The 22,240-nt window shown below is 71.6% G+C and carries 19 protein-coding genes; 8 read left to right on the forward strand and 11 right to left on the reverse strand.

Features of this window, described 5'->3' with window-relative positions; genetic code table 11:
* From pyk to VFQ84_RS00285, 5 genes are all read right to left on the reverse strand, one after another.
* On the reverse strand, positions 1-1,348 hold a 1,348-nt coding region (gene pyk, locus VFQ84_RS00265), incomplete at its 3' end, for a pyruvate kinase (protein WP_325127995.1).
* Between the two features lie 123 nt (positions 1,349-1,471).
* On the reverse strand, positions 1,472-2,101 hold the full coding sequence (locus tag VFQ84_RS00270; RefSeq protein ID WP_325127996.1) for an HAD hydrolase-like protein: 630 nt from the start codon (positions 2,099-2,101) through the stop codon (positions 1,472-1,474).
* A 5-nt stretch (positions 2,102-2,106) separates the two neighbouring features.
* Positions 2,107-4,422 (reverse strand): tetratricopeptide repeat protein, encoded by a 2,316-nt coding sequence (locus tag VFQ84_RS00275; protein ID WP_325127998.1) that lies wholly within the window; start codon positions 4,420-4,422, stop codon positions 2,107-2,109.
* Between the two features lie 4 nt (positions 4,423-4,426).
* The gene (locus VFQ84_RS00280) at positions 4,427-6,508 is read right to left on the reverse strand and encodes a DUF3857 domain-containing transglutaminase family protein (protein WP_325128000.1); all 2,082 of its coding nucleotides are present in this window, start codon (positions 6,506-6,508) and stop codon (positions 4,427-4,429) included.
* Between the two features lie 19 nt (positions 6,509-6,527).
* Positions 6,528-7,700 carry a phosphoglycerate kinase gene (locus tag VFQ84_RS00285; RefSeq protein WP_325128003.1) on the reverse strand — a complete coding sequence of 391 codons (1,173 nt, stop codon included), beginning with the start codon at positions 7,698-7,700 and terminating at the stop codon, positions 6,528-6,530.
* Positions 7,701-7,787: 87 nt separating this feature from the next.
* On the opposite strand from VFQ84_RS00285, the gene VFQ84_RS00290 reads away from it, so the two are divergent.
* Positions 7,788-8,348, forward strand: coding sequence for a GNAT family protein (locus VFQ84_RS00290; RefSeq protein WP_325128005.1), 561 nt, complete (start codon positions 7,788-7,790; stop codon positions 8,346-8,348).
* Entirely contained in the window at positions 8,345-9,310 is a 966-nt protein-coding gene (locus VFQ84_RS00295) for an L-threonylcarbamoyladenylate synthase (protein ID WP_325128007.1), read from the forward strand. The genes VFQ84_RS00290 and VFQ84_RS00295 overlap by 4 nt, the downstream gene beginning before the upstream one ends.
* Before the next feature lie 63 nt (positions 9,311-9,373).
* Here the strand turns inward: VFQ84_RS00295 and gap are convergent, their stop codons facing one another.
* Positions 9,374-10,387, reverse strand: a complete 1,014-nt coding sequence (gap, locus tag VFQ84_RS00300; RefSeq protein ID WP_325128009.1) for a type I glyceraldehyde-3-phosphate dehydrogenase — start codon at positions 10,385-10,387, stop codon at positions 9,374-9,376.
* Between the two features lie 163 nt (positions 10,388-10,550).
* Between gap and VFQ84_RS00305 the strand changes: the two genes are divergently transcribed.
* The 4 genes from VFQ84_RS00305 to VFQ84_RS00320 all read left to right on the forward strand — a co-directional run bounded on the left by VFQ84_RS00305 (position 10,551) and on the right by VFQ84_RS00320 (position 15,103).
* A complete protein-coding gene (locus tag VFQ84_RS00305; protein WP_325128012.1) occupies positions 10,551-11,174 on the forward strand; it encodes an OmpW/AlkL family protein in 624 nt (207 codons plus the stop codon).
* 47 nt (positions 11,175-11,221) lie between these two features.
* Entirely contained in the window at positions 11,222-12,055 is an 834-nt protein-coding gene (locus tag VFQ84_RS00310) for a S1/P1 nuclease (protein ID WP_325128014.1), read from the forward strand.
* Between the two features lie 116 nt (positions 12,056-12,171).
* Complete coding sequence (locus VFQ84_RS00315) at positions 12,172-14,106, forward strand: acetyl-CoA hydrolase/transferase C-terminal domain-containing protein (protein WP_325128016.1); 1,935 nt, start codon at positions 12,172-12,174, stop codon at positions 14,104-14,106.
* A gap of 130 nt (positions 14,107-14,236) precedes the next feature.
* Entirely contained in the window at positions 14,237-15,103 is an 867-nt protein-coding gene (locus VFQ84_RS00320; RefSeq protein ID WP_325128018.1) for an MBL fold metallo-hydrolase, read from the forward strand.
* Between the two features lie 63 nt (positions 15,104-15,166).
* On the opposite strand, the gene trxC is transcribed toward VFQ84_RS00320, so the two are convergent.
* From trxC to VFQ84_RS00345, 5 genes are read right to left on the reverse strand one after another with little or no spacing between them, the layout of a single operon-like run.
* The gene (gene trxC / locus VFQ84_RS00325; protein ID WP_325128020.1) at positions 15,167-15,607 is read right to left on the reverse strand and encodes a thioredoxin TrxC; all 441 of its coding nucleotides are present in this window, start codon (positions 15,605-15,607) and stop codon (positions 15,167-15,169) included.
* Positions 15,604-18,843 (reverse strand): efflux RND transporter permease subunit, encoded by a 3,240-nt coding sequence (locus VFQ84_RS00330; protein ID WP_325128022.1) that lies wholly within the window; start codon positions 18,841-18,843, stop codon positions 15,604-15,606. The genes trxC and VFQ84_RS00330 overlap by 4 nt, the downstream gene beginning before the upstream one ends.
* Positions 18,836-19,906, reverse strand: a complete 1,071-nt coding sequence (locus tag VFQ84_RS00335; RefSeq protein WP_325128024.1) for an efflux RND transporter periplasmic adaptor subunit — start codon at positions 19,904-19,906, stop codon at positions 18,836-18,838. Before VFQ84_RS00335 ends, VFQ84_RS00330 begins: the two co-directional genes overlap by 8 nt.
* A gap of 9 nt (positions 19,907-19,915) precedes the next feature.
* On the reverse strand, positions 19,916-20,119 hold the full coding sequence (locus VFQ84_RS00340) for a DUF2892 domain-containing protein (RefSeq protein ID WP_325128026.1): 204 nt from the start codon (positions 20,117-20,119) through the stop codon (positions 19,916-19,918).
* A 22-nt stretch (positions 20,120-20,141) separates the two neighbouring features.
* Entirely contained in the window at positions 20,142-21,410 is a 1,269-nt protein-coding gene (locus tag VFQ84_RS00345) for an NAD(P)/FAD-dependent oxidoreductase (protein WP_325128028.1), read from the reverse strand.
* Positions 21,411-21,514: 104 nt separating this feature from the next.
* Here VFQ84_RS00345 and VFQ84_RS00350 point away from each other — a divergent pair, with 104 nt between their 5' ends.
* Positions 21,515-21,904: a rhodanese-like domain-containing protein gene (locus tag VFQ84_RS00350; protein WP_325128029.1), complete on the forward strand. Its 390-nt coding sequence runs from the start codon at positions 21,515-21,517 to the stop codon at positions 21,902-21,904.
* Complete coding sequence (locus tag VFQ84_RS00355) at positions 21,901-22,239, forward strand: ArsR/SmtB family transcription factor (RefSeq protein WP_414636982.1); 339 nt, start codon at positions 21,901-21,903, stop codon at positions 22,237-22,239. The genes VFQ84_RS00350 and VFQ84_RS00355 overlap by 4 nt, the downstream gene beginning before the upstream one ends.
* Position 22,240: the final 1 nt, after the last annotated feature.

Raw genomic sequence — 22,240 nt, forward strand, 5'->3', positions numbered from 1 at the left:
CCGCCAGCAGGTGCACGTCGTGCAGGCGCTTGACCGCCTGCCGCGCCGCTTCGCGCGTGGGCAAGCCGGCGCTGTCGAAATCGATCGGCCAGACGTCGCGCATCAGCGCCATGCGCCGGCGCGCGCCGGCGTGCTTGGACAGGCCGTAGATCGGCGCCTGCGAGCGGAAGCGCGACAGGTAGCGGGCGGTGCCGCCGGACTCGGTGAGCGCCACGATCGCCCGCACCTGGATGTGCTCGGCCAGGAACATGCTGGCCATCGCGATCGCCTGGTCGGCCGCCTGCAGGTTGCGCGGGGCTTTCTCGAAGTCGGTGTCGTGGTCGAACTGGCGCTCGGCGCCCAGGCAGATGCGCACCATCGCCTCGACCGCCTTCACCGGGTAGTTGCCCGACGCCGTTTCGGCCGACAGCATCACCGCGTCGGTGCCGTCGATGACGGAGTTGGCGACGTCGAGCACCTCGGCGCGGGTCGGGATCGGGTCGTCGACCATCGACTGCAGCATCTGGGTGGCGGTGATCACCACCCGGTTGTGCTCCAGCGCGGTACGGATGATCTTCTTCTGCAGGCCGGGCAGCTCGGCGTCGCCGATCTCCACGCCGAGGTCGCCGCGAGCGACCATCACCACGTCGGAGGCGATGGTGATCTCGACCAGGTTCTCGATCGCCTCGGCGCGCTCGATCTTGGCCACCATGAAGGCGTCGCTGCCGGCGGCGCGGGCCAACGCGCGGGCCTCGTCCATGTCGGCGGCGGAGCGGCAGAACGACACCGCCAGGAAATCGACGCCCAGGCGGGCCGCGATCTCGATGTGTTCCTTGTCCTGGTCGGTGAGCGCGCCCAGCGACAGCCCGCCACCAAGGCGATTGAGGCCCTTCCGGTTGGACAGCACGCCGTCGGTGAGCACGCGGGTGCGGATGTGTTCGCCCTCCACCGCCGTGACCTCGACCGCCATCAGGCCGTCGTCGAGCAGCAGCGTGTCGCCGGGATGCACGTCGTTCACCAGCCCCAGGTAGCTGACGCCGACCTGGCGCGCATCGCCCAGAGGCGCGTCGGCGCGGCAGACCAGGGTGAAGTCCTGGCCGGCCTTGAGCAGGACCTTGTCCTCTTCGAATTTCTCGATGCGGATCTTCGGACCCTGCAGGTCGGCCAGGATGCCGACCTCGCGGCCGGCGCGCGCCGCCGCCTCGCGAACCGCGGCGACACGGGCGGCGTGGTGGGCGGGCGTGCCGTGCGAGAAGTTCAGCCGGACCACGTTGACGCCGGCGCGCACCAGTTCGTCGAGCACGCCGGGGGCGTCGGTGGCGGGGCCGAGGGTGGCGAGGATCTTGGTGCGGCGCAGGGCTTGGCTCATGGTTTCGCGGCGGTGGTGGGCTATCGGCGCCACGCTAGCACACCGGCATGACTGCGCCGCGCGCCGGAAGCCGCGTCGCGCCGCGGAACCGACGTCCGCGACGCGCCGGGTCGACCGAATGCCTCAGAAGCCGTGCAGGTCCGAGGGCGTGGCGGCCAGGCGGGTGGCGCCGGCCGCTCGCAGCTCGGCCTCGCCGCCGAAACCCCAGAGCACGCCCACCGAGCCCATGCCGTGGTGGCGGGCCCCTTCGATGTCCATGTGCCGGTCGCCGATCATCCATGCGCCCTCGGCCGACAGGCCCAGGCGCTGCAGCGCCTCGGCGATCAGCTCGGGCTTGTGGCTGAGCCGGCCGCAGGCGGTGGCGCCGATCACGTCCTCGAAGGCGTGGCCGAACGGCAGGTGGCCGATGATCTTGCGCGCATGCGGCTCGTTCTTGGCGGTGACCACGGCCAGCCGGTGGCCGGCGGCCGACAGCGCCAGCACGGCCTCGCCGATGCCTTCGTAGAGGTCGTGCTCGGCCCAGCCGTGGGTTTCGAAGCGGTCGCGATAGTGCTGCACCGCCGCCTCGGTGCGCGCGGCATCGCCCAGCAGCGGACCGAAGCTGTCGCGCAGCGGCGGGCCGATCCAGCGCCGCAGCGCCGCGTCGTCCGGCACCGGTTCGCCCATCTGCTCGAGCGCGTACGCCACGCAGCGGGTGATGCCGACCGCGGAATCGATCAGGGTGCCGTCGAGGTCGAAGAACAGGGTCGCCATGCGGGTCAACCGGCGTCGGCGTCGGCTTCGACATCGGCGTCGGCATCAGCCTCCGCTTCGGCCGCCGGAGTCTCCGGCCCGCGATCGGTCTCGATGAAGGGCTGCTTCGCCCGGTAGAGCGCCAGCCGCTCGCGCATGCCGTCGGTGGACGGGTCCGCGGCGGCGTACTCCGCCATCCAGTCGACCGCGGCCTGCTGCCAGCGGATCGCCGAGGCGAAGTCCGCGTTGGCGGCGTGGCAGGCGGCCAGCGTGTCGAGCTTGGCAGCGGGCAGCTTGGTCGGATCCCCCATGCGCTCGGCCAGCGCCAGGCCTTCGGCCGGCGTGCGCAGCTCGTCCATCGGCGACACGCACTGGACCCAGGCGGCATTGTTCAGGCCCCACTCGCCGGGCTTTTGCATCGACTCGCGCCACAGGCGCATGGCCTCGCGCCGCGCCCCGGGCGTCGCCTCGCTGTAGTAGAGATAGGTCGCATAGGCGTCGAACGCTTCGCCATCGCCGGAGGCCATCGCGCGCTCGAACCAGGCCTTGCCCGCGGCCGGGTCGGGCTCGCCGAGGTCGTCGCCCATCAGCAGCACGGCCAGCTGGAGCTGGGACTGGCGGTCGTCCTTTTCGGCGTCCTCCTCCAGCAGCTGGCGCGCCCGCGCCAGGTCCTTCGGGAAGCCGTTGCCTTCGCGATGCATCTGCGACAGGCGGCGGCGCGCCTCGGCCTGGCGGGCGCCGCGCAGCATGCCCTCGTAGATCCGGCCGGCACGCTCGGGGCCGCCGCTGAGACCCGCCGCCCCTTGCTCGAGCAGCGCCGCCGCGCCCAGGGTGCCCTCGTCGTCACCCAGCATCGAGGCACTGGCATACCAGTCGAAGGCTTCCGGCCAGGCTTCGCGCAGTTCGGCCTGCCAGGCCATCAGCTTGATCGCGTCGACGTCGCCGCCCTCGGCGGATTCGCGCCACCAGCGCCGGCCCGCCTCGACGTCGCGAGGCACGCCGCGCCCGAAGTAGAGCTTGCTGCCGTAGACCTCCTGCGACGCGGGATCGCCCGCCTCGGCGGCCATCCGCAGCCACGGCATGGCGCGTGCCTCCTCGCCCGCGACGTTGAACTCCAGCCCCAGCGTGCGCATGGCCGACACCGACCCTTGGCGGGCCGCGGCTTCCAGCGCGGGCACCAGGGCCTCGGGGAGGTGGTCGACGCCCTTGGCGTCCAGCGCCTCGTGGGCCAGCAGCACGGTCGCCAGCGGCTTGCCCGCGGCCGACAGCGCCTGCAGGCGCTTGAGCAGCGAGGCGGGCACCGGGCCCGCATCCAGCATGCGGTACATCCAGACCAGCTGGACGTCGGCGCGGCCTTCGCCCCACTGGCTGTCGGCTACGTCCAGCAGCCGCAGTGCCGCCGACTCGTCCTTGGGCACGCCCACGCCCTCGAGGTAGGCCAGCGCCAGCAGCAGGGTCGGCATCACGTGCCGCTCCTCGGCCTGCGGCAGCAGGGCGTCGACCAAGCCCTCGCCGCAGCCCTCGAACGGCGCGCGGCGGCAGGTCTCGAGCCAGTGGAAGGACGCGTGGTGGCCGGCCCGTTCGGCCAGGGGACGCAGGCCGGCGACGATCGCCTGCGGCTTGCCGTTGCGCAGCGCTTCGCGGGTCAGCTTCAGGTCCAGTCCCGCCAGCGAGTCGACCTTGGCCAGCGAGTCGATGATGTTGTCGGCGTAGCGCTGGCGGAAGCTGGGATAGACCGACGCCGGCTCATTGCGCGACAGCCTGACCACGGTGTCGGCGAAGTCGATGTACAGGTGCCGCTCCTGCCGCGCCTCGGGATCCCAGGCGATGACGCGGTAGACCAGGTGGCGGCGCTGCGGCACCGGCATCAGGATTTCACGGCGGAACTCCAGGCCGGTGGCCGCGACCAAGGCATAGATGTCGAAGCCGCCCACCACCCGGATCGGCCGGTTCATCCAGTCGTCCGAGGCCTGGGCCAGGGCGTGCCGGGCGAGACCGCCCAGGCTGGCGAGATGGCGATCCGCCGCGGCCTCGTCGCCCAGCACCTGGGCACACTGGAAGGCGAAGTACTGCGCCGCGATCGACACCGGCGCCAACGCCAGCGCCTTCTGCAGGGGCTCGGCCCGCTCGCGGCACAGGGTGTCGGCGGGCGTCTGGCCGAAGTCCAGGTCGCCGACGGCCTGGCTGAGCGCCTCGTAGACCGCGTCGCTTTCGGCCGTGGCCAGGAAGTGGCGCCACTGGGCATCGACGTCGTCGGCAGGCGCGGGGTCGGCGGCGCCGGCAAAGGCGGGCGCGATCAGGAGCAGCAGCGGCCACAGGCCGGTGGGGCGAAGTCGGGTCATGGCGTCAGTCCTGGCGCGGCGTCGGGTTCGGGGGGGTCTCCAGCGCGCCGCGCAGGAGGTCGCGCAGGCGCTGGTCGCGCTCGCTGCTCTTGATCGGCGCCGGCAGGCCGAACATCAGCCGGAGGCCGAGGTGGTCGCGGATTTCCCGCACGCCACCGATGTATTCCGGCACCTGCTTGCCCTCGACGTAGTCGAGCGCATTCTTGAACTCGTGCACCAGGCGCACCTCGCCGCCTTCCTGGGCCAGCGTGCGCTTGTAGGTGGCGGGACCGCCGCTGGCGGTCACCTCCCCCGGCAGGTTCGACAGCACCCAGCCTTCGGGCAGCGCCACGCGAACCTCGTGCCGCACGCTGGCCGGGCGCGCCAGGGCAATCGGCGCGGTTCGCTCGATCACCGACGGCAGCACGACGTAGCCGGACACCGACTCGGCGTAGGACTCGAGCATGAGTTCGTTGCCGGCCTTGGACAGCGCCTCGGACAGCCGGTAGTGCTCTGACAGGGTCAGGATGTTCTTTTCCGCATCCTCTTCCATGGCCAGCGGCGTGGCCACTTCCAGCGCGCCGTAGCGCTTGCGGTAGTACTCGCTGAAGTCCTCGCCCATCTGGTCCAGGCGCCGGCGCTGCAGCTGGCGACGCAGCAGGTTGGCGCGCTCGCCGCGGTAGGTGGTCTGCACGCGCAGTTCGGCCGAAGCCCCGTCGCTGCCGGGCATGAACCGCTCGACGATGCTGATGCCGCTGGCGGCCTGCGCCGGCGCATCGATCTTCACCAGGGCATCGGTGCCCGCGGCGATCGGCAGCGCCAGGCCGTACTCGGAAACATCGAGCGCGCGCACGTCGCCGCGCTGGCCGGTGAGCGTCGGGTCGAGCCAGTAGGACTTGCCGTCGACGCGCAGGCGCACGATGACGTGGTTGAACGCGGTCGCGGCCGGCAGCTGGCGGTCCAGGCGGCGACCGATGCGGGTCGACACCAGCGCCGGCTCCGCGTCCAGGCCCAGCCGGCGCAGCAGCAGCACCGACAGGTAGGCCTTGTCCTTGCAGTCGCCGTAGCGACGGGCCCAGACCAGGCCGGGCGGGTTCGGGCGGTGCGTGTTGTCGCCCATCTCGACGCCGAAGTAGCGGATCTCCTCCTGCATCGCCTGCAGCACGGCGCCGGCCTGCCGGAACGGATCGTCCAGCGCGCGCCACTGCGCCAGCCGCTGCTCGAGCTCGTCGGGCAGCGCGGACACCGGCGGGTACAGCGGTTCGGCCCACGCCACCACGTCGCCCCAGCTGCGCTCGCGCGCCACCTGGATGCGCGGGTACATCGCATGCCATTCCGGGGAATCGTCCGGCGCCATGATCGCCGCCACGTCGCGGCGCTCGAAGGCGACTTCCAGGCCGTCGTCGACCTTGCGCGGCTTGATGTCCAGGTCGATGCCTTCCTGGCGGATCGACACGCGGTCGTCGCGGTCGAACAGCACGCGGCCGCCGCGCACCAGGATCGGTGCGTTCCAGGCCATGTTGAAGACGTTGGCGACGCTGCCGGCCATCACCGGGTTGTTGCCGTCGATGGTGTAGCTCACGCGAACCACGTCGCCCGGCTGCACGTCCTCGAGCACCACCAGCGCCGTGACGACGCCATCGGACAGGTCTTCCTCGAAGCCGGCCTCGCGTCGCGCCAGAGAAATTTTCTCGGGGTCGAGCCGGTCCTGCCAGACGCCGTCACGCCGCAATTGCACCCGGTGCAGGGTCAGCGTCTGGTAGGTCGGGCTGAATTCGATGCTGTGGCGGGCCGCGGAGCCGACCAGGGCGCTGGTGGTGGCCTCGTAGGCCAGGTCGGTGAAATCGACGTAGCCGCCCTTGCGCAGGTCGAACTGGCTGTCCACCAGCCAGTTGCGCCAGCGGTCGTCGGGGCTGGCGTTGGCCCAGGTCGCGGGGATCTCGCGCTCCTGCACGAATGCCGGCGGCGGCGCGACCTGGAAGCGGAATTCACCGCGGACGTGGGTCCCGGGCGCCGCGCCGGAGGCTTCGGGGACGGGCCTCGCCGGGGCCAGGCCCGGCACGAGCAACAACGACAACAGCAGCCACCAACCACCCTTCGACTTCACGCATCCACCTCCCGCGGATTCAGGCGCGGGCGCGAAGTGCCGCGACCGCCGGCAGTTCCTTTCCTTCACAGAATTCGAGGAAAGCACCGCCGCCGGTCGAAATGTAACTGATACCGGACGCGACGCCATACTTGTCGACGGCGGCGAGGGTGTCGCCACCGCCCGCGATCGAGAACGCGTCGGAATCAGCGATTGCGCGGGCAAGGGTTTCTGTGCCAGTACCGAACGCGTCGAATTCGAACACGCCGACCGGGCCGTTCCAGATCACGCTGCCGGCCTTGCGGATCATGTCGGCGTAGCACGCGGCGGTCTCGGGACCGATGTCCAGGATCATGTCGTCGGGCCCCACGTCGGCGACGTTCTTCACGGTGGCCGGCGCATCGGCCGCGAACGCCGGCGCCACCACCACGTCGGTCGGCACCGGGATGTCGGCGCCGCGGGCCTTGGCGTCGGCCATGATCTGGCGCGCGGTGTCGAGCAGATCGGCCTCGCACAGCGACTTGCCGACCGGGTGCCCCATCGCGGCGATGAAGGTGTTGGCGATGCCGCCGCCGACGATCAGCTGGTCCACCTTAGACACCAGGTTCGACAGCAGCTCGAGCTTGGTGCTGACCTTGGAGCCGGCGACGATCGCGATCAGCGGCCGCGCGGGCGCCAGCAGCGCCTTCGCCAGCGCGTCGAGCTCGGCCATCAGCAGCGGGCCGCCGCAGGCGACCCTGGCGAAGCGGATGGCGCCGTGGGTCGAGGCCTGGGCGCGGTGCGCGGTGCCGAACGCGTCCATGACGTAGACATCGCAGAGCGCCGCGTACTTCTTCGCCAGCGCCTCGTCGTCGGCCTTCTCGCCGACGTTCATGCGGCAGTTCTCCAGCAGCACCAGCTGGCCGGGTTCAACCTGCACGCCGTCCACCCAGTCCTTCACCAGCGGCACCTCGCGGCCCAGCAGCTCGCCCAGGCGCACGGCCACCGGCGCCAGCGAGTCCTCGACCGTCCACACACCCTCCTTCGGCCGGCCCAGGTGCGAGGTGACCATCACCGCGGCGCCCTTCTCCAGCGCCATGCGGATCGTCGGCAGGGCGGCGGTGATGCGCTGTTCGGAGGTGATCACGCCGTCCTTGACCGGCACGTTGAGGTCTTCGCGGATCAGCACGCGCTTGCCGGCCAGGTCGAGGTCGGCCATGCGGAGGAGGGTCATGGGTGGCTCCGGAACGGGGAAGTCCGGCATTTTCCCCCGCCCACGCGGCCCGGGGCAAACCCGGCGGCCGCCGTGGGAGAATGCGCCATGCCCGACCTGTCCCCGCCCCTGCCCGTGCTGGAAAGCGAACGCCTGCGCCTGCGCCCGCTGCGCGCGGACGACGTCGACGCGGTGTTCGCGCTGTACAGCTCGCCCGAGGTCACGCGCTTCTGGAGCTTCGCGGCCTGGACCGAACGCGCCCAGGCCGAGGCCTGGCTGGCCGAGCGCATCCCGTGGGGGCCGCCGTCGGTGTATGGCTGGGCCATGGCCGACCGCCACGACGACCGCCTGATCGGCACCACGGCGCTGTTCGCCCTGGCCGGGCCGATGCACCGGGCCGAGCTGGGCTATTCGCTGCTGCCGTCGCACCAGGGCCAGGGCCTGGCGACCGAGGCGGTGCGGCTGGCGCTCGGCCACGCCTTCGACGTGCTGGGGCTGGCGCGGATCGAGGCCGACGTCGATCCGCGCAACACCCCGTCGTGCCGCCTGCTCGAGAAACTGGGCTTCCGGCGCGAAGGCCTGCTGCGCAACCGCTGGCGCGTGGGCGGCGAGTTCGCCGACTCGATCATCTTCGGGCTGCTGCGCGACGACTACGCGGGGGCGGCGTGAGCACCCTGGCCCAGGCACTGGCGGCCCTGCGCGCGGGCGAGGCGATCGGCCTGCCCACCGAAACCGTCTACGGGCTGGCGGCCGACGCCTCCCGTCCCGAGGCGGTGCGCCGGATCTTCGCGCTCAAGGGCCGCCCGGCCGACCATCCGCTGATCGTGCACGTGGCCGGCGCCGACCAGCTTGACGCCTGGGCCCGCGAGGTCCCGGAAGCCGCGCGCTTGCTGGCCGGGGCGTTCTGGCCGGGTCCGCTCACCCTCATCCTGCGCAAGCAGCCCCACGTGCCCGACGAAGTGACTGGCGGCCAGCCCACGGTCGGCCTGCGCTGCCCGGCGCATCCGGTGGCGCTGGACCTGCTGCGTGCGTTCGGCGGCGGCCTGGCGGCGCCGTCGGCGAATCGTTTCGGGCGCATCAGCCCGACCACGGCCGCGCACGTGCGCGAAGAGTTCGGCGACGCGGTGCCGGTGGTGCTCGACGGCGGCGACTGCGCCGTCGGCATCGAGAGCACCATCCTGGACCTGTCCGGAGAGCAGCCGCGCATCCTTCGCCCGGGCCAGGTGGGCCAGGCCGCACTGGAAGCCGTGATCGGCCCGGTCGCGGCCGGCGCCGACGCCCACAGCCCGCGCGCGTCCGGCACGCTGGAGGCCCACTACGCGCCGCGCACGCCGCTGCTGATGCTGGTCCGCGCCGCGCTCGAATCCGAAGCCGCCGAACAGCAGGCGCTGGGCAAGCGCATCGCGGTGCTGGCGCGGGGCACCCTGCCGGCCGGCGTCGAGGGCCTGGCCTTGCCGGCGGACGCCACCGGCTACGCCCATGGCCTTTACGCCGCCCTGCGCGAACTCGACGCCCGCGGCGTCAACCTGCTGCTGGCCGAACGCCCGCCCGAAGGCGAAGCCTGGCTGGCCGTCCACGACCGCCTGCGCCGCTCCGCCGCTGGCGCCGGGGCGGGTCACGAAGGGTCCTGAGGCCGCCGGAAACGAAGAAGCCCCGGCACGGGGCCGGGGCTTCGGGATCGCGTGGCGGGGGAGTTACTTCGCAGCCATCAGCGCGAGCGTGGTGTCGAGCATGCGGTTCGAGAAGCCCCACTCGTTGTCGTACCACGAGCAGACCTTCACCAGCGTGCCGCCCATCACCTGCGTCAGCGTGCTGTCGTAGACCGAGCTGTGCGGGTCGTGGTTGAAGTCGATCGAGACCAGCGGCTTGGTGTTGAAGCCCAGGATGCCCTTGAGCGCACCCTCGCTGGCTTCCTTCACGATCGCGTCGATCTCTTCCTTGGTCGTGCTGCGCGCGGCCACGAACGACAGGTCGACGACCGAGACGTTGATGGTCGGCACGCGCATCGAGAAGCCGGTGAGCTTGCCGTTGAGCTCGGGCAGCACCAGGCCGACCGCGGCGGCGGCGCCGGTCTTGGTCGGGATCTGCGACTGCGTGGCCGAGCGGGCCCGGCGCAGGTCGCTGTGGTAGACGTCGGTGAGCACCTGGTCGTTGGTGTAGGCGTGGATGGTGGTCATCAGGCCGTGCACCATGCCGATCTTCTCGTGCAGCACCATCGCCAGCGGCGCCAGGCAGTTGGTGGTGCAGGAGGCGTTCGAGATGACGGTGTCCGAGGCCTTGAGGTTGCCGTGGTTGACGCCGAAGACGATGGTGTTGTCGACGTCGGCGCCGCCCGGGGCCGAGATGATGACCTTCTTCGCGCCGGCGGCCAGGTGCGCCGAGGCCTTGGCCTTCGAGGTGAACAGGCCCGTGCACTCGAGCACCACGTCCACGCCCAGCGCGCCCCAGGGCAGCTTGGACGGGTCGCGCTCGGCGCACACCTTGATGCGGTCGCCGTTGACGATCAGGTCGCCCGCGTCCACCGACACCGTGCCCGGGAACTTGCCGTGGGCGGTGTCGTACTGGGTCAGGTGGGCATTGGTCTCGGCATCGCCCAGGTCGTTGATGGCCACGATGGTGATCTCGTGGTTGCGCTTGGCTTCGTACAGCGCGCGCAGGATGTTGCGGCCGATGCGGCCGTAGCCATTGATGGCGACCTTGATGGACATGGAGGCTCCTGGTGCCGGCGACGCGCCGGTGGGGTGGGTGGAAAGCCCGGCATTTTAGCAACCCCGGGCGCCGGGCACGACCCGGCGGGCGATTTGACCCACCTCAAATGTCCCGGATGCGCCCGGGAGGACACTGGCGCCAGTTCCCCACTGGAGTGTCCCCATGCGTCTTTCCACCCGTATCGCCCCCCTGGCCGCGCTGGCGGCCCTGGCCCTCGCCCCCGCCGCCATGGCCCAGGAAGCCGGCGACTGGACCTTCTCGGTCGGCGCCCACGTCGTCGACCCGGCCTCGGACAACGGCCGCCTGGCCGGCGGCGCCCTGGACACCGACGTCGGCAGCGACTGGCGCCCGACGATCACCGCCGAGTACTTCTTCAGCCCGCGCCTGGGCCTGGAAGTCCTGGCCTCGCTGCCGTTCGAGCACGACATCCGCCTCAACGGCGCCGCCGCCGGCTCCACCAAGCACCTGCCGCCGACCGTGACCCTGCAGTACCACTTCGAAGGCAGCCAGCGGGTCAAGCCCTTCATCGGCGCCGGCCTGAACTACACGATCTTCTTCGAGGAGGAGACCCGCGGCCCGCTGGCCGGCACCGAGCTCACGCTCGACAACTCGCTGGGCCTGGCCGCCCACGCCGGCCTCGACTTCGCGGTCGGCAACGGCAAGTGGCTGCGCGTGGACGCGCGCTGGATCGACATCGACACCGACGTGAAGGTGGACGGCGCCAGCGTCGGCACCGTCGACATCGACCCGGTGGTCTACGGCGCCGCCTTCGTCTGGGCGTTCTGATCCCCGTGGTAGCCGCGTTCATGGCCGCTGGCGTAAAGTCCGCGGCCATGAACCGATCCCTTTCCGTCCTTCTCCTCCTGGCGCTGTCCGGCCAGGCACTGGCCTGGAGCAAGCAAGGCCACCAGCTGGTGGGCGAGCTGGCCCAGGCGGCGCTGGACCCGGCGGCCCAGGCCGAGGTCAGCCGCCTGCTGGCCGGCGAGCCCGACCCGACCCTGGCCGGCGTGTCGACCTGGGCCGACCAGATCCGCGCCGAAAGCCGCGGCACCGGCAACCCCCTGGGCGAGCTGAGCAGCCGCTGGCACTACGTCAATTTCCCCCGCGAAGGCTGCGAGTACGCGCCTGCGCGCGACTGCCCGGGCGGCGACTGCGTCATCGGCGCCATCAATGCCCAGGCGGCCATCCTGGCCGACCGCAGCCGCAGCGACGAAGACCGCCGCAACGCCCTGAAGTTCGTCGTCCACTTCGTCGGCGACGCGCACCAGCCCATGCACGCCGGCTTCGCCCACGACCGCGGCGGCAACAATTTCCAGGTCCGCTACCGCGGCCAGGCACTGCCCGAGGGCCAGGGCACCAACCTGCATGGCGTCTGGGACTACTGGCTGCTGCAGAGCGCCGGCCTCGACAACCCCGCCTATGTCAGCAAGCTGCTGCAGTCGCCGGTGCCGGCCGACCCGACCCTGGGGGCACTGAATCCGCCGCTGCAGTGGACGCTCGAGTCCTGCCGGCTGATCGCCAGCGAGCAGGCCTATCCGCGCCGGCCCGGCGTGACGCTCACCGACGCCTACCTCGACCGTCATCGCCCCACCGCCGAACGCCGCGTACGCCAGGCCGGCGATCGCCTGGCCCGCCTGCTCAACGCCGCGCTCGCGCCGGCCCCCTGAGGACAGCGGCGCCTGCGCGCCGCGCCGGGCCGTTCCCGCCGGCGCCCTCGGCGCTCGGCCCGGACACCGCGGCACGGGATGCGATACTCCCGCCCAGCCCCCGGGGGAAAGATCGCATGCACCGACCGCTCGCCTTCGATTCGCTCGACGCCTGCGTGGACGCCCTGCTGGCGGCCACGGGCGGCGCGCTGGTGCTGGCCGCGCCGCTGGGGCTGGGCAAGCCGCATCGCCTGCTCAATGCGATCACCCGCCGCATCGGCGCCGACCCGTCGAAGTCGCTGAAGCTGCTGACCGCGCTGTCGCTGACGCCGCCGTCCGCCGGCCAGGGCCTGCAGCAGCGCTTCCTCGCGCCCTTCCTCGATCGCCACTTCGGCGGCGACTTCCCGGTGCTCGACTACGCCGTGGCCCAGCGCCGCGACGCCCTGCCGCCGAACGTCGTGGTCGAGGAGTTCTACATGCAGTCGGGCGCACTGCTGGGCTCGAAACAGGCGCAGCGCCACTACACCAGCCTCAACTACACGCACGTCGCGCGCGCCGTGGCCGAGCGCGGCGTCAACGCCGTGGTGCAGAAGGTCGCGCGCGAGCCCGGCGGCACCCGGCTGAGCCTGAGCTGCAACCCCGACCTCACCTTCGACCTGCTCGACGAAGCCGAGCGACTGGGCCAACCCCGCCCCTACCTGGTGGCCGAGGTCGATCCCCACCTGCCCTGGCTGGACGGCCCCTGCGCGGTGCAGGCGCACTTCTTCGACGCCGTGCTCGACCTCCCCGGCGCGGCGCCCAGGCTGTTCGCGCTGGTGCGCGAGCCGGTCGGCGACGCCGACTACGCCATCGGCCTGTACGCCAGCGCCCTGGTGCGCGACGGCGGCACGCTGCAGATCGGCATCGGCTCGCTGTCGGACGCGCTCTGCCACGCGCTGGTGCTGCGCCACACCCGCAACGCCGACTACCTGGCGGCGCTCGAGGCGCTGTCGCCCGGACTGGCGGACTCGGCGCTGGTGCGCGCGGTCGGCGGCGTCGCGCCCTTCCAGCAAGGCCTGTACGGCGCCAGCGAAATGGTCAACGACGGCTTCCGCTGCCTGGCGCAGGCCGGCGTGCTGTCGCGCAAGGTGCTGGACGACACCGGGGCGATGGCGCGCCTCAACCGCGGCCAGGCCACGCCGCACGACCTGGAGCGCCTGGCCGGCGAGGGCCGCTACCTCGACGGCGCCTTCTACCTCGGCTCGCATGCGCTCTACGACTGGCTGCGCGGACTGGCGCCGGCGCAGGCGCGCGGCATCGGCATGACCCGCGTTTCCCACATCAACGAGCTGTACGGCAACAACGAAGCGCTCGAGCGCGAGCAGCGCCGCGACGCCCGCTTCTTCAACACCTGCATGATGATGACCGCGCTGGGCGCCGCCGTGTCCGACGGCCTGGATGATGGCCGCGTGGTGTCCGGCGTCGGCGGCCAGTACAACTTCGTGGCGATGGCGCATGCGCTGCATGACGCGCGCTCGGTGCTGATGTTCCGCGCCAGCCGCGGGCGGGCCAGCAACGTGGTCTGGAACTACGGCCACGCCACCATCCCGCGCCACCTGCGCGACATCGCTATCACCGAGTACGGCATCGCCGACCTGCGCGGCCGCAACGACGAAGACTGCATCCGCGCGATGCTGGGCCTGTCCGACGCCGCGCACCAGGCGGCCTTAGCGGGTGCGGCGATCCGGGCCGGCAAGCTGGCGGCCGACGGCGCCGTGGTGATCCCCGGCAACAACGCCGCCGCGCTGTCGCGCCGGCTGGCGCCGCTGCGCCGCGCCGGCGTGCTGCCCGACTACCCGATGGGCAGCGACTTCACCGCCGTCGAGCAGCGCCTGGTGCGCGCCCTGGCCTGGCTGAAGCCGCGCGCCGCGGGACTCGCGCGCCTGCGGCTGCTGGCGCAAGCCCTGGCGGGCGGCGCGGCCACCGACGCCGAGGCGATGGCGCGGATGGGGCTGCAGGCGCCCCGCGGTATCGGCGAAAAGATCGAGGCCCGCGTGCTCGGGCTGGCGCTGCGCCGCACGGCCGGACACTGAGCGCGGGCTGCGGACCCGCCCGACACCCGGGCTTGCGGCCATCCTCCAAGCCCGCCGCCCGGCACCGCCACGCGCCCGCATCGGCGCGGCGGCATTAGACTGACCGCCACGATCCCGAGGAGCCGTCGCCATGCCCGCGCCCGACGTCCAGCCGTTCTTCCACGCCGACAGCAGCACCTGGACCTACCTGGTCACCGATCCGGCCACGAACGAGGCGGCGGTGATCGACCCCGTGCTCGACTTCGATCCCAAGGCTGGCCGCACCGCGACCACGTCGGCCGAAGCCCTGCTGGCCGCCATCACCGAACGCGGCTGCACCGTGCGCTGGATCCTCGAGACCCACGCCCACGCCGACCACCTCAGCGCCGGCCACTGGCTGAAGGACAAGCTGCCCGACGCGCGCCTGGGCATCGGCCAGGGCATCCGCAAGGTGCAGAAGGCGTTCCGGCCGATCTTCAACCTGGGCGAGCATTTCCCGGTCGACGGCTCGCAGTTCGACCATCTGTTCACCGACGACGAGCACTTCGCGATCGGCGTGCTCGAGGCCCGGGTGATCCCGGTGCCGGGGCACACCAGCGACTCGGTGGCCTACCTCGTCGGCGACGCGCTGTTCACCGGCGACTCGCTGTTCATGCCCGACGGCGGCACGGCCCGCTGCGACTTCCCGGGCGGTGACGCGGCGACGCTTTACCGCTCGATCCAGCGCCTGTTCGAACTCCCCGGCGACACCCGCGTGTTCGTCTGCCACGACTACGGCCCCGGCGGCCGCGAGGTGCGCTGCGAGACCACCATCGCCGAGCAGAAGCGCGCCAACATCCACGTCCGCGACGGCACCAGCGAAGCGCAGTACGTGCAGATGCGCACCGAGCGCGACGCCACCCTGGCGATGCCGACCCTGATCCTGCCCGCCGTGCAGGTGAACATCCGCGCCGGCGCCCTGCCCGAGCCCGAGGGCAACGGCGTGCGCTACCTCAAGCTGCCGATCGACGCGCTGTAGCGAGCGGCGGGCGACCGCCGGTGCCCCCGCGGCCGGCGACCGCGCCACCGGCCGAACCCGCGCTCAGCCGCCCAGCTGCTGCCCGGTCCAGCGCACGATGTGGTTGGCGTCCATGGCGCCGGACTGGCGCGCGATCTCGCGGCCGTTCCGGAACAGCACCAGGGTCGGGATGCTGCGGATGGCGTAGCGCTGGCCCAGCGTCGGCTGGGCCTGGGTGTCGACCTTGGCCAGCCGGACCCGCGGCTCGAGCATCGCCGCGGCGCGCTCGAAATGCGGGGCCATCATCTGGCAGGGGCCGCACCAGGGCGCCCAGAAATCGACCAGCAGCGGCAGTTCGCTGCGGTCGGCGTGGATCCGGAAATCATCCACGCCCAGCACCAGCGGTTTCCCGGTGAACAGGGGCGCCCGGCAGTGGCCGCAGGTCGGGCCTTCCGCCAGGCGATCCTCCGGCACGCGGTTCATGCCGTGGCAATGCGGGCAGGCCAGCACCAGGTTGCCGCTCATGCGCGGGCCTCCCGGCGCCGCGCGCGGGCGCTGAGCAGCACGAAGTACAGCAGCGGGATCACCACCAGGGTCAGCAGTGTCGAGACCAGGATGCCGAAGATCAGCGCGATCGCCAGGCCGTTGAAGATCGGGTCGTCGAGGATGAAGAAGGCGCCCGCCATCGCCGCCAGGCCGGTGAGCGCGATCGGCTGCGCGCGCACGGCGCAGGCCTCGATCACGGCGTCGGCCAGCGGCTGGCCTTCGGCGATCGACTGGTTGATGAAGTCGACCAGCAGGATCGAGTTTCGCACGATGATGCCGGCCAGCGCGATCATGCCGATCATGGAGGTGGCGGTGAACTGCGCGCCCAGCAGCGCGTGGCCCGGCATCACGCCGATCACGGTCAGCGGGATCGGCGCCATGATCACCAGCGGCACCAGGTAGTCGCGGAACTGCGCCACCACCAGCAGGTAGATCAGCAGCAGGCCGACCGAATAGGCCAGGCCCATGTCGCGGAAGGTTTCATAGGTGATCTGCCATTCGCCGTCCCACTTGATCGCGAAACCCAGGCCCGAGTCCGGCGCCGACAGGAAGCGCTGTTCGACCGGCGTGCCGGCCAGCGGCGCGTCGCCGACCTGGCCGACCAGGTCGAACATGCCGTACAGCGGGCTGTCGAGCTCGCCGGCCTCGTCGCCGGTGACGTAGACCACGGGCAGCAGGTCCTTGTGGTGGATCATCGGCTCCCAGGGCAGGCGCACCACCTCGACCAGTTCCGACAGCGGCACCAGCCGGCCGTCGCCGGCGCGCACGCGCACCGTCAACAGTTGCTCCAGGCTGGCCTGGTCGCCGGCCGGCAGGCGCAGGCGCACCGGCACGGCGTACTTCGAGGCCCCGTCGCGCAGGTAGGTGGCGTCGCGGCCGGCCACGCCCAGCTGCAGTGCGCGGGCGATGTCCGCCTGGCTGACGCCCAGGCGCGCAGCCAGGCCGCGGTCGATGATGGCCAGCTCGCGCGGGGCCTCCGCCTCGAGCGAGCTGTCGACATCGACGATGCCCTCGGTGGCGCTGAAGCGCGCCTGCAGGTCCTTGGCGATCGCCCGGGCGCGGGCGGCGTCGGGGCCATAGACCTCGGCCACCAGCGGCGACATCACCGGCGGTCCCGGCGGCACCTCCACCACCTTCACCGACGCGCCGTAGGTCGCACCGATCGCGGCCAGGCTCGGGCGCACGGCGCGGGCGATCTCATGGCTCTGGCGGTCGCGCGCGTGCTTGTCGACCAGGTTCACCTGCAGGTCGCCGACGTTCGCACCGGCGCGCAGGTAGTACTGGCGCACCAGGCCGTTGAAGTTCACCGGACCGGAGGTGCCGGCATAGCCCTGCATGTCCAGCACCTCGGGCACGGTGGCAAGCTCCTCCGCGAGGTCCAGCAGCAGTGCGTTGGTGCGCTCCAGCGGCGTTCCCTCGGGCAGGTCGACGACGACCTGGAATTCGGACTTGTTGTCGAAGGGCAGCATCTTGAGCACGACCAGCTGCACCACCGCCAGGCCGCCCGCGGCCAGCACCGCGGCGCCGATGCCTGCGAAGAGCCACTTGCGGCGCCGGCCGCCGTCGCGGGCGTGCAGGAACGGACGCAGCACCTTCTCGAACAGCCGGCGCAGTCGATCGGATAGGCCTTCCTTCGGCTTGCCCTCGCCCGCCGCGTGTTCGTCGTGGCCGTGGCGCGACAGCAGCTTCAGCGACAGCCACGGCGTCACCGTCAGCGCGATCGCCAGCGACAGCAGCATGCCGACCGAGGCATTGATCGGGATCGGCCGCATGTAAGGCCCCATCAGCCCGGACACGAAGGCCATCGGCAACAGCGCCGCGATCACGGTGAAGGTGGCGAGGATGGTCGGGCTGCCGACCTCGTCGACCGCCGGCGGGATCGCCTCGCGCAGCGACTTGCCGCCCAGGCGCATGTGCCGGTGGATGTTCTCGACGATCACGATGGCGTCGTCGACCAGGATGCCGATCGAGAAGATCAGCGCGAACAGCGACACCCGGTTGATGGTGAAGCCCATCGCCCAGGACGCGAACAGGGTGAGCGCCAGCGTCAGGATGACCGCGCTGCCGACCACGATCGCCTCGCGCCAGCCGAGCGCGAACAGCACCAGCAGCACCACCGAAAGCGTCGCGAACACCAGCTTCTGGATCAGCTTCATCGCCTTGTCGTTGGCGGTGTAGCCATAGTCGCGGGTGAGGCTGACGTTGACACCCTCGGGGATATGGGTGGTCTTGAGGCCGGCGAGCCGGTCGCTGATGGCGCGGGTGATGTCGACCGCGTTCGCCCCCGGCTTCTTGGCGATCGCGATCGTGACCGCGGGCGCGACGCCGCCGGCCGGCCGGGCCTTGCCTTCCGGCGCCGTGTACCAGGCGTACTGGGTCGGCAGGTCGGCGCCGCGGCGGATGTCGGCGACGTCGGCGAGATAGAGCGGGCGGCCGCCGGCCAGGCCGATCACGAGTTCGGACACCTGCTGCGCGTCGGCCAGGTAGCGGCCCGCCGTAAGCGGCAGCACCTGGCCCGCGACCACGCGGTCGCCGGCCTGGGTGACGGTGTTGGCGGCCGCCAGCGCGCCCGCCAGGTCATCGACGGTCATGCCGTGCGAGGCGAGCCGGGTGGCGTCGAGTTCGACCACCACCGCGCGCTCGGGGGCACCGATCGTGTACACGTCGCGGGTGCCGGGCACGCGCTTGATCTCGGCCTCCAGCGAATGCGCCACTTCGGCCAGCTCGGTCGCGCCGCGGGCGGGGTCGTCCGTCCATAGCGTCAGCGCCATCACCGGCACGTCGTCGATGCCCATCGGACGCACCAGCGGCGGGCCGACGCCCAGGCCCGGCGGCGCCCAGTCGGCGTTGGAATAGACCTGGTTGTACAGGCGCACCAGCGCGTCCTGGCGCGGCACGCCCACGGCGAACTCCACCGTGACCAGGGCCGAGCCGGCGCGGCTGGTGGAATAGACGTGCTTGACGCCTTCGATCTCGGACAGCGCCTGCTCGAGCGGATAGCTGACCAGGTTTTCGACATCCTCGGCCGGCGCCCCCGGGAAGGGCACGATCACGTTGGCCATGGTCACGTCGATCTGCGGCTCTTCCTCGCGCGGCGTGATCATCGTCGCGAACAGGCCCAGCAGCAGGCCCGCGATCGCCAGCACCGGCGTCAGCGGATTGGACTGGAAGGCGCGGGCGAGCCGCCCCGAGAGCCCGAAGCGCGGCTCAGCCATCGTCGCGCACTCCCGCGGCGGCCAGGTGCGCAAGCGCGGCGACCGGATCGCTGGCGATGCGATCGCCCGCGGACAGGCCCGCCAGCACCTCCACCCGGTCGCCGTCGGCGTGGCCCAGGCGGACCTGGCGCAACGCGACGCGGTTGCGGGCGTCAACCACGTACACCGCGGTCACCTCGCTGCGGGTCACCAGCGCCGAACGCGGCACCCAAAGCTGGCGCGCTTCGCCGGTCTTGAACGCGGTCTTGACCGTCATGCCCGGCTGCAGGCCGGTATCGGCCTCGGGCAGTTCGACCCGGACCTTGAAGCTGTGGGTCGCCGGATCGGCGTAGGGGAAGACGATGACGCGCTCGGCGTCGATCCGGCGCCCGTCGGGCAGCAGCACGGCCGCGGCGCCGTGCTGGCGGATGGCGGCGATGTCGCTCTGGGGCACTTCGACATTGATCCGCAGGCGATCGAGCGAGAGGCCCGAGACCAGCGGCTGGCCCGGCCGGACCGCTTCACCGACCTCGACGTGGCGCGCGGTCAGGATGCCCGAGTACGGAGCGCGGATGACGGTGTAGTCCACCTGCTCGCCGGCTTCGCTGACGCCGGCGCGGGCCGCCTCGAGCGCCGCGCGCGCGGCGTCGCGGCGGGCGCGGGCCTGGTCGAGCGAGGCGCGCGCCAGCAGCTGCTTCGCCACCAGCTCCTCGGTGCGCTTGTAGTCGGTTTCGGCCTCGGCCGCGGCCGCCTGCGCGGCGCTGACGCCCGCGGAGGCACGCCGCTGCGCCGACACCTGCTCGACATCGGTGAAGCGCACCACCACCTGCCCCGCCTCGACGTAGTCGTTGACGTCGAAGGGCAGCGCCAGCACGCGCCCGGCGGTCTGCGCCGACAGCGTGGCCTGGTTCACGGCCTCCACCACGCCGTCCCAGCGCCGCTCGCGCGCACTGTCGCGGGCCTCGACGACCAGCGTTTCGAAAGCCACGGGTGGCGCGGTGACGGGAACGACGGGATCGTCGCCGCAGCCCGACAGGGCGACGGCGGCGAACACGGCCAGGGACAGCAGGCGCAGGCGGGTCATCGTCTCAACTCACTTGAAGGCGCAGCCGGACTTGACGCCCAGCTTGCCAAACAGCATCGCCGCCGGGCAGAAGCCGGTGAACGAGGCCTGCAGCAGGTTCACGCCGACGAAGGCGGTCAGCAGCAGCCACAGCGGGCTGAAGAAATAGGCGAGCGCGACGCTGGCGAGGATCATCACGCCGGCGAAGGCCATTACGGCACGGTCGATGTTCATGGGTTTCTCCTTGGGGGTGGGGTTACTTCAACCGCTCGATGCCGAGCAGCTTCAGGACGTATTTCTCGTACACCGGCTCGGTGTTGCCCGAGCGCATCTTGGCCAGGAAGTACTTCTCGAACGCGACCTTGGCCAGGTGCACCCACTTGCCCACCCTGGCCCAGGTGACGTTGCGCGGCGGGATCTGCGGCAGCGCCACGAAGGCCGCGCCGGTATCGCCCATGTCAGCCAGGCAGATCGCGTTCCAGGTGGCCTTGGCCTCCGCGGGCTTGCCGGCGAGGTCGGCGGCGATGTTCCCGGCGATAGCGGTGACCATCGACTCGATCATGAAGCCGGTCTTGGGCGCGCCGGTCGGCACCGGGGTGGCTTCGACCGGCGGGATCGCGACGCAGACGCCGGCCGAGAACACGTTGCGGTAGGTCGGGTTGCGCTGGTGCGCATCGATCTGGACGAAGCCGCGCGGATTGCACATTTCCTTGGCGCTGCGCACGGCGTCCACGCCGGTGAAGGCCGGCAGCACCATCGAATACGCGAACGGCAGCGCGTGCGTGGCCAGTGGCTGGCCGCGCGCATCGACTTCGTCCACGTGCATCGTGCCGGCCTCGACCGACGTGATGCGGGCATTGGTGATCCACTTGATGTGGCGCTGGCGGAACTCGGCCTCCAGCAAGCCCTTGGAGTCGCCGACGCCGCCCAGGCCCATGTGGCCCACGTAGGGCTCGCTGGTGACGTAGGTGATCGGCACGCGGTCGCGCAGCTTGCGCTTGCGCAGGTCGGCGTCGAGGATCATCGCGAATTCGTAGGCCGGACCGAAGCAGCTGGCGCCGGCGGCGGCGCCGACGACGATCGGGCCGGGGTTCGCCAGGAACGCCTGGTAGGCGGCCCAGGCTTCGTTGGCGTGCTCCGTGGTGCAGATCGAATGGGTGTGCCCCGCGGGCCCCAGGCCCGGCACTTCATCGAAGGCCAGCCGCGGGCCGGTGGTGACCACCAGGTAGTCGTAGTCCAGGCGCGTGTCGTCGCGCAGCAGCAGGTGGTCCTGGTCCGGCACCACGCGCTCGGCGCCGGCGCCGTTGAAGGTGATGTCGTGCTTGGCCAGGTGCGGCGCCACGCCGATCTGGATGTCCTTGGGCTTGCGCCAACCCACCGCCACCCAGGGATTGGAGGGCGTGAACGAGAACAGCGGACCGTCGCCGACCACGGTGATGCCGTGGCCCTTGCCCAGGACCGCCCTCAGTTCGTAGGCGACGCTCATGCCGCCGATGCCTGCACCCAGGACCACGATGTTCGCCACGGGAACCTCCTGCTGGCCGGGGGATGAACCGGCGATTCGTATATTAGTGACATCTTAATTAGATTTCAAGCATAATGCGCCCATCCCCCTCGAGGTGTCCTGACATGCGTCAAACCATCCAGCAACTCCTGGCCCAGGCCAAAGCCCAGATCCGCGAGATCAATGGCGACGAGCTGCGCGCCCTGCAGGCGCGCGGCACCCCGGTGATCGACGTGCGCGAACCCGCCGAATTCGCCGCCGGCCACCTGCCGGGCGCGGTCAACATCCCGCGCGGCGTGCTCGAGTTCGAAGTGGACGGCCACCCGGCCGTGAACGGCAGCCGCGACCCGGCGCTCGGCCATCGCGACCAGCCCGTCGTGCTTTATTGCCGCAGCGGCGGCCGTTCGGCGCTGTCGGCGGAGGCGCTGCAGCGCCTGGGCTTCTCCGAACCGCTGTCGCTGGCGGGCGGCTACCTGGCCTGGACCGAGGGCGGCGGCGAGGTGCAGGCGCCATGACCTCGCCCCGGTCCGCGGCCGCCGGGACGCCCGGCCAGCAGATGCAGGTCCAGGCCGAGGCGGCCTCGGACCTGCTCAAGGCGATGGCCAACCCGCAGCGCCTGCGGGTGCTGTGCCTGCTGATCGAGCGGGAAATGTCGGTGGGCGAGATCAACGCCCTGGTCGACCTGAGCCAGTCGGCGCTGTCGCAGCACCTGGCGGTGCTGCGCGAGAAGAACCTGGTGAGCACGCGGCGCGAAGCGCAGACCGTGTACTACGCGGTCAGCGATGGCCTGGTGCACGACATCATCGAAAGCCTGCACGCGGCCTTCTGCGGCACCGGCCGCGCCGGCTAGT

Origin of the sequence: Arenimonas sp. (assembly GCF_035721105.1) — a bacterium.
In the GTDB taxonomy this organism is placed as follows: domain Bacteria; phylum Pseudomonadota; class Gammaproteobacteria; order Xanthomonadales; family Xanthomonadaceae; genus Arenimonas.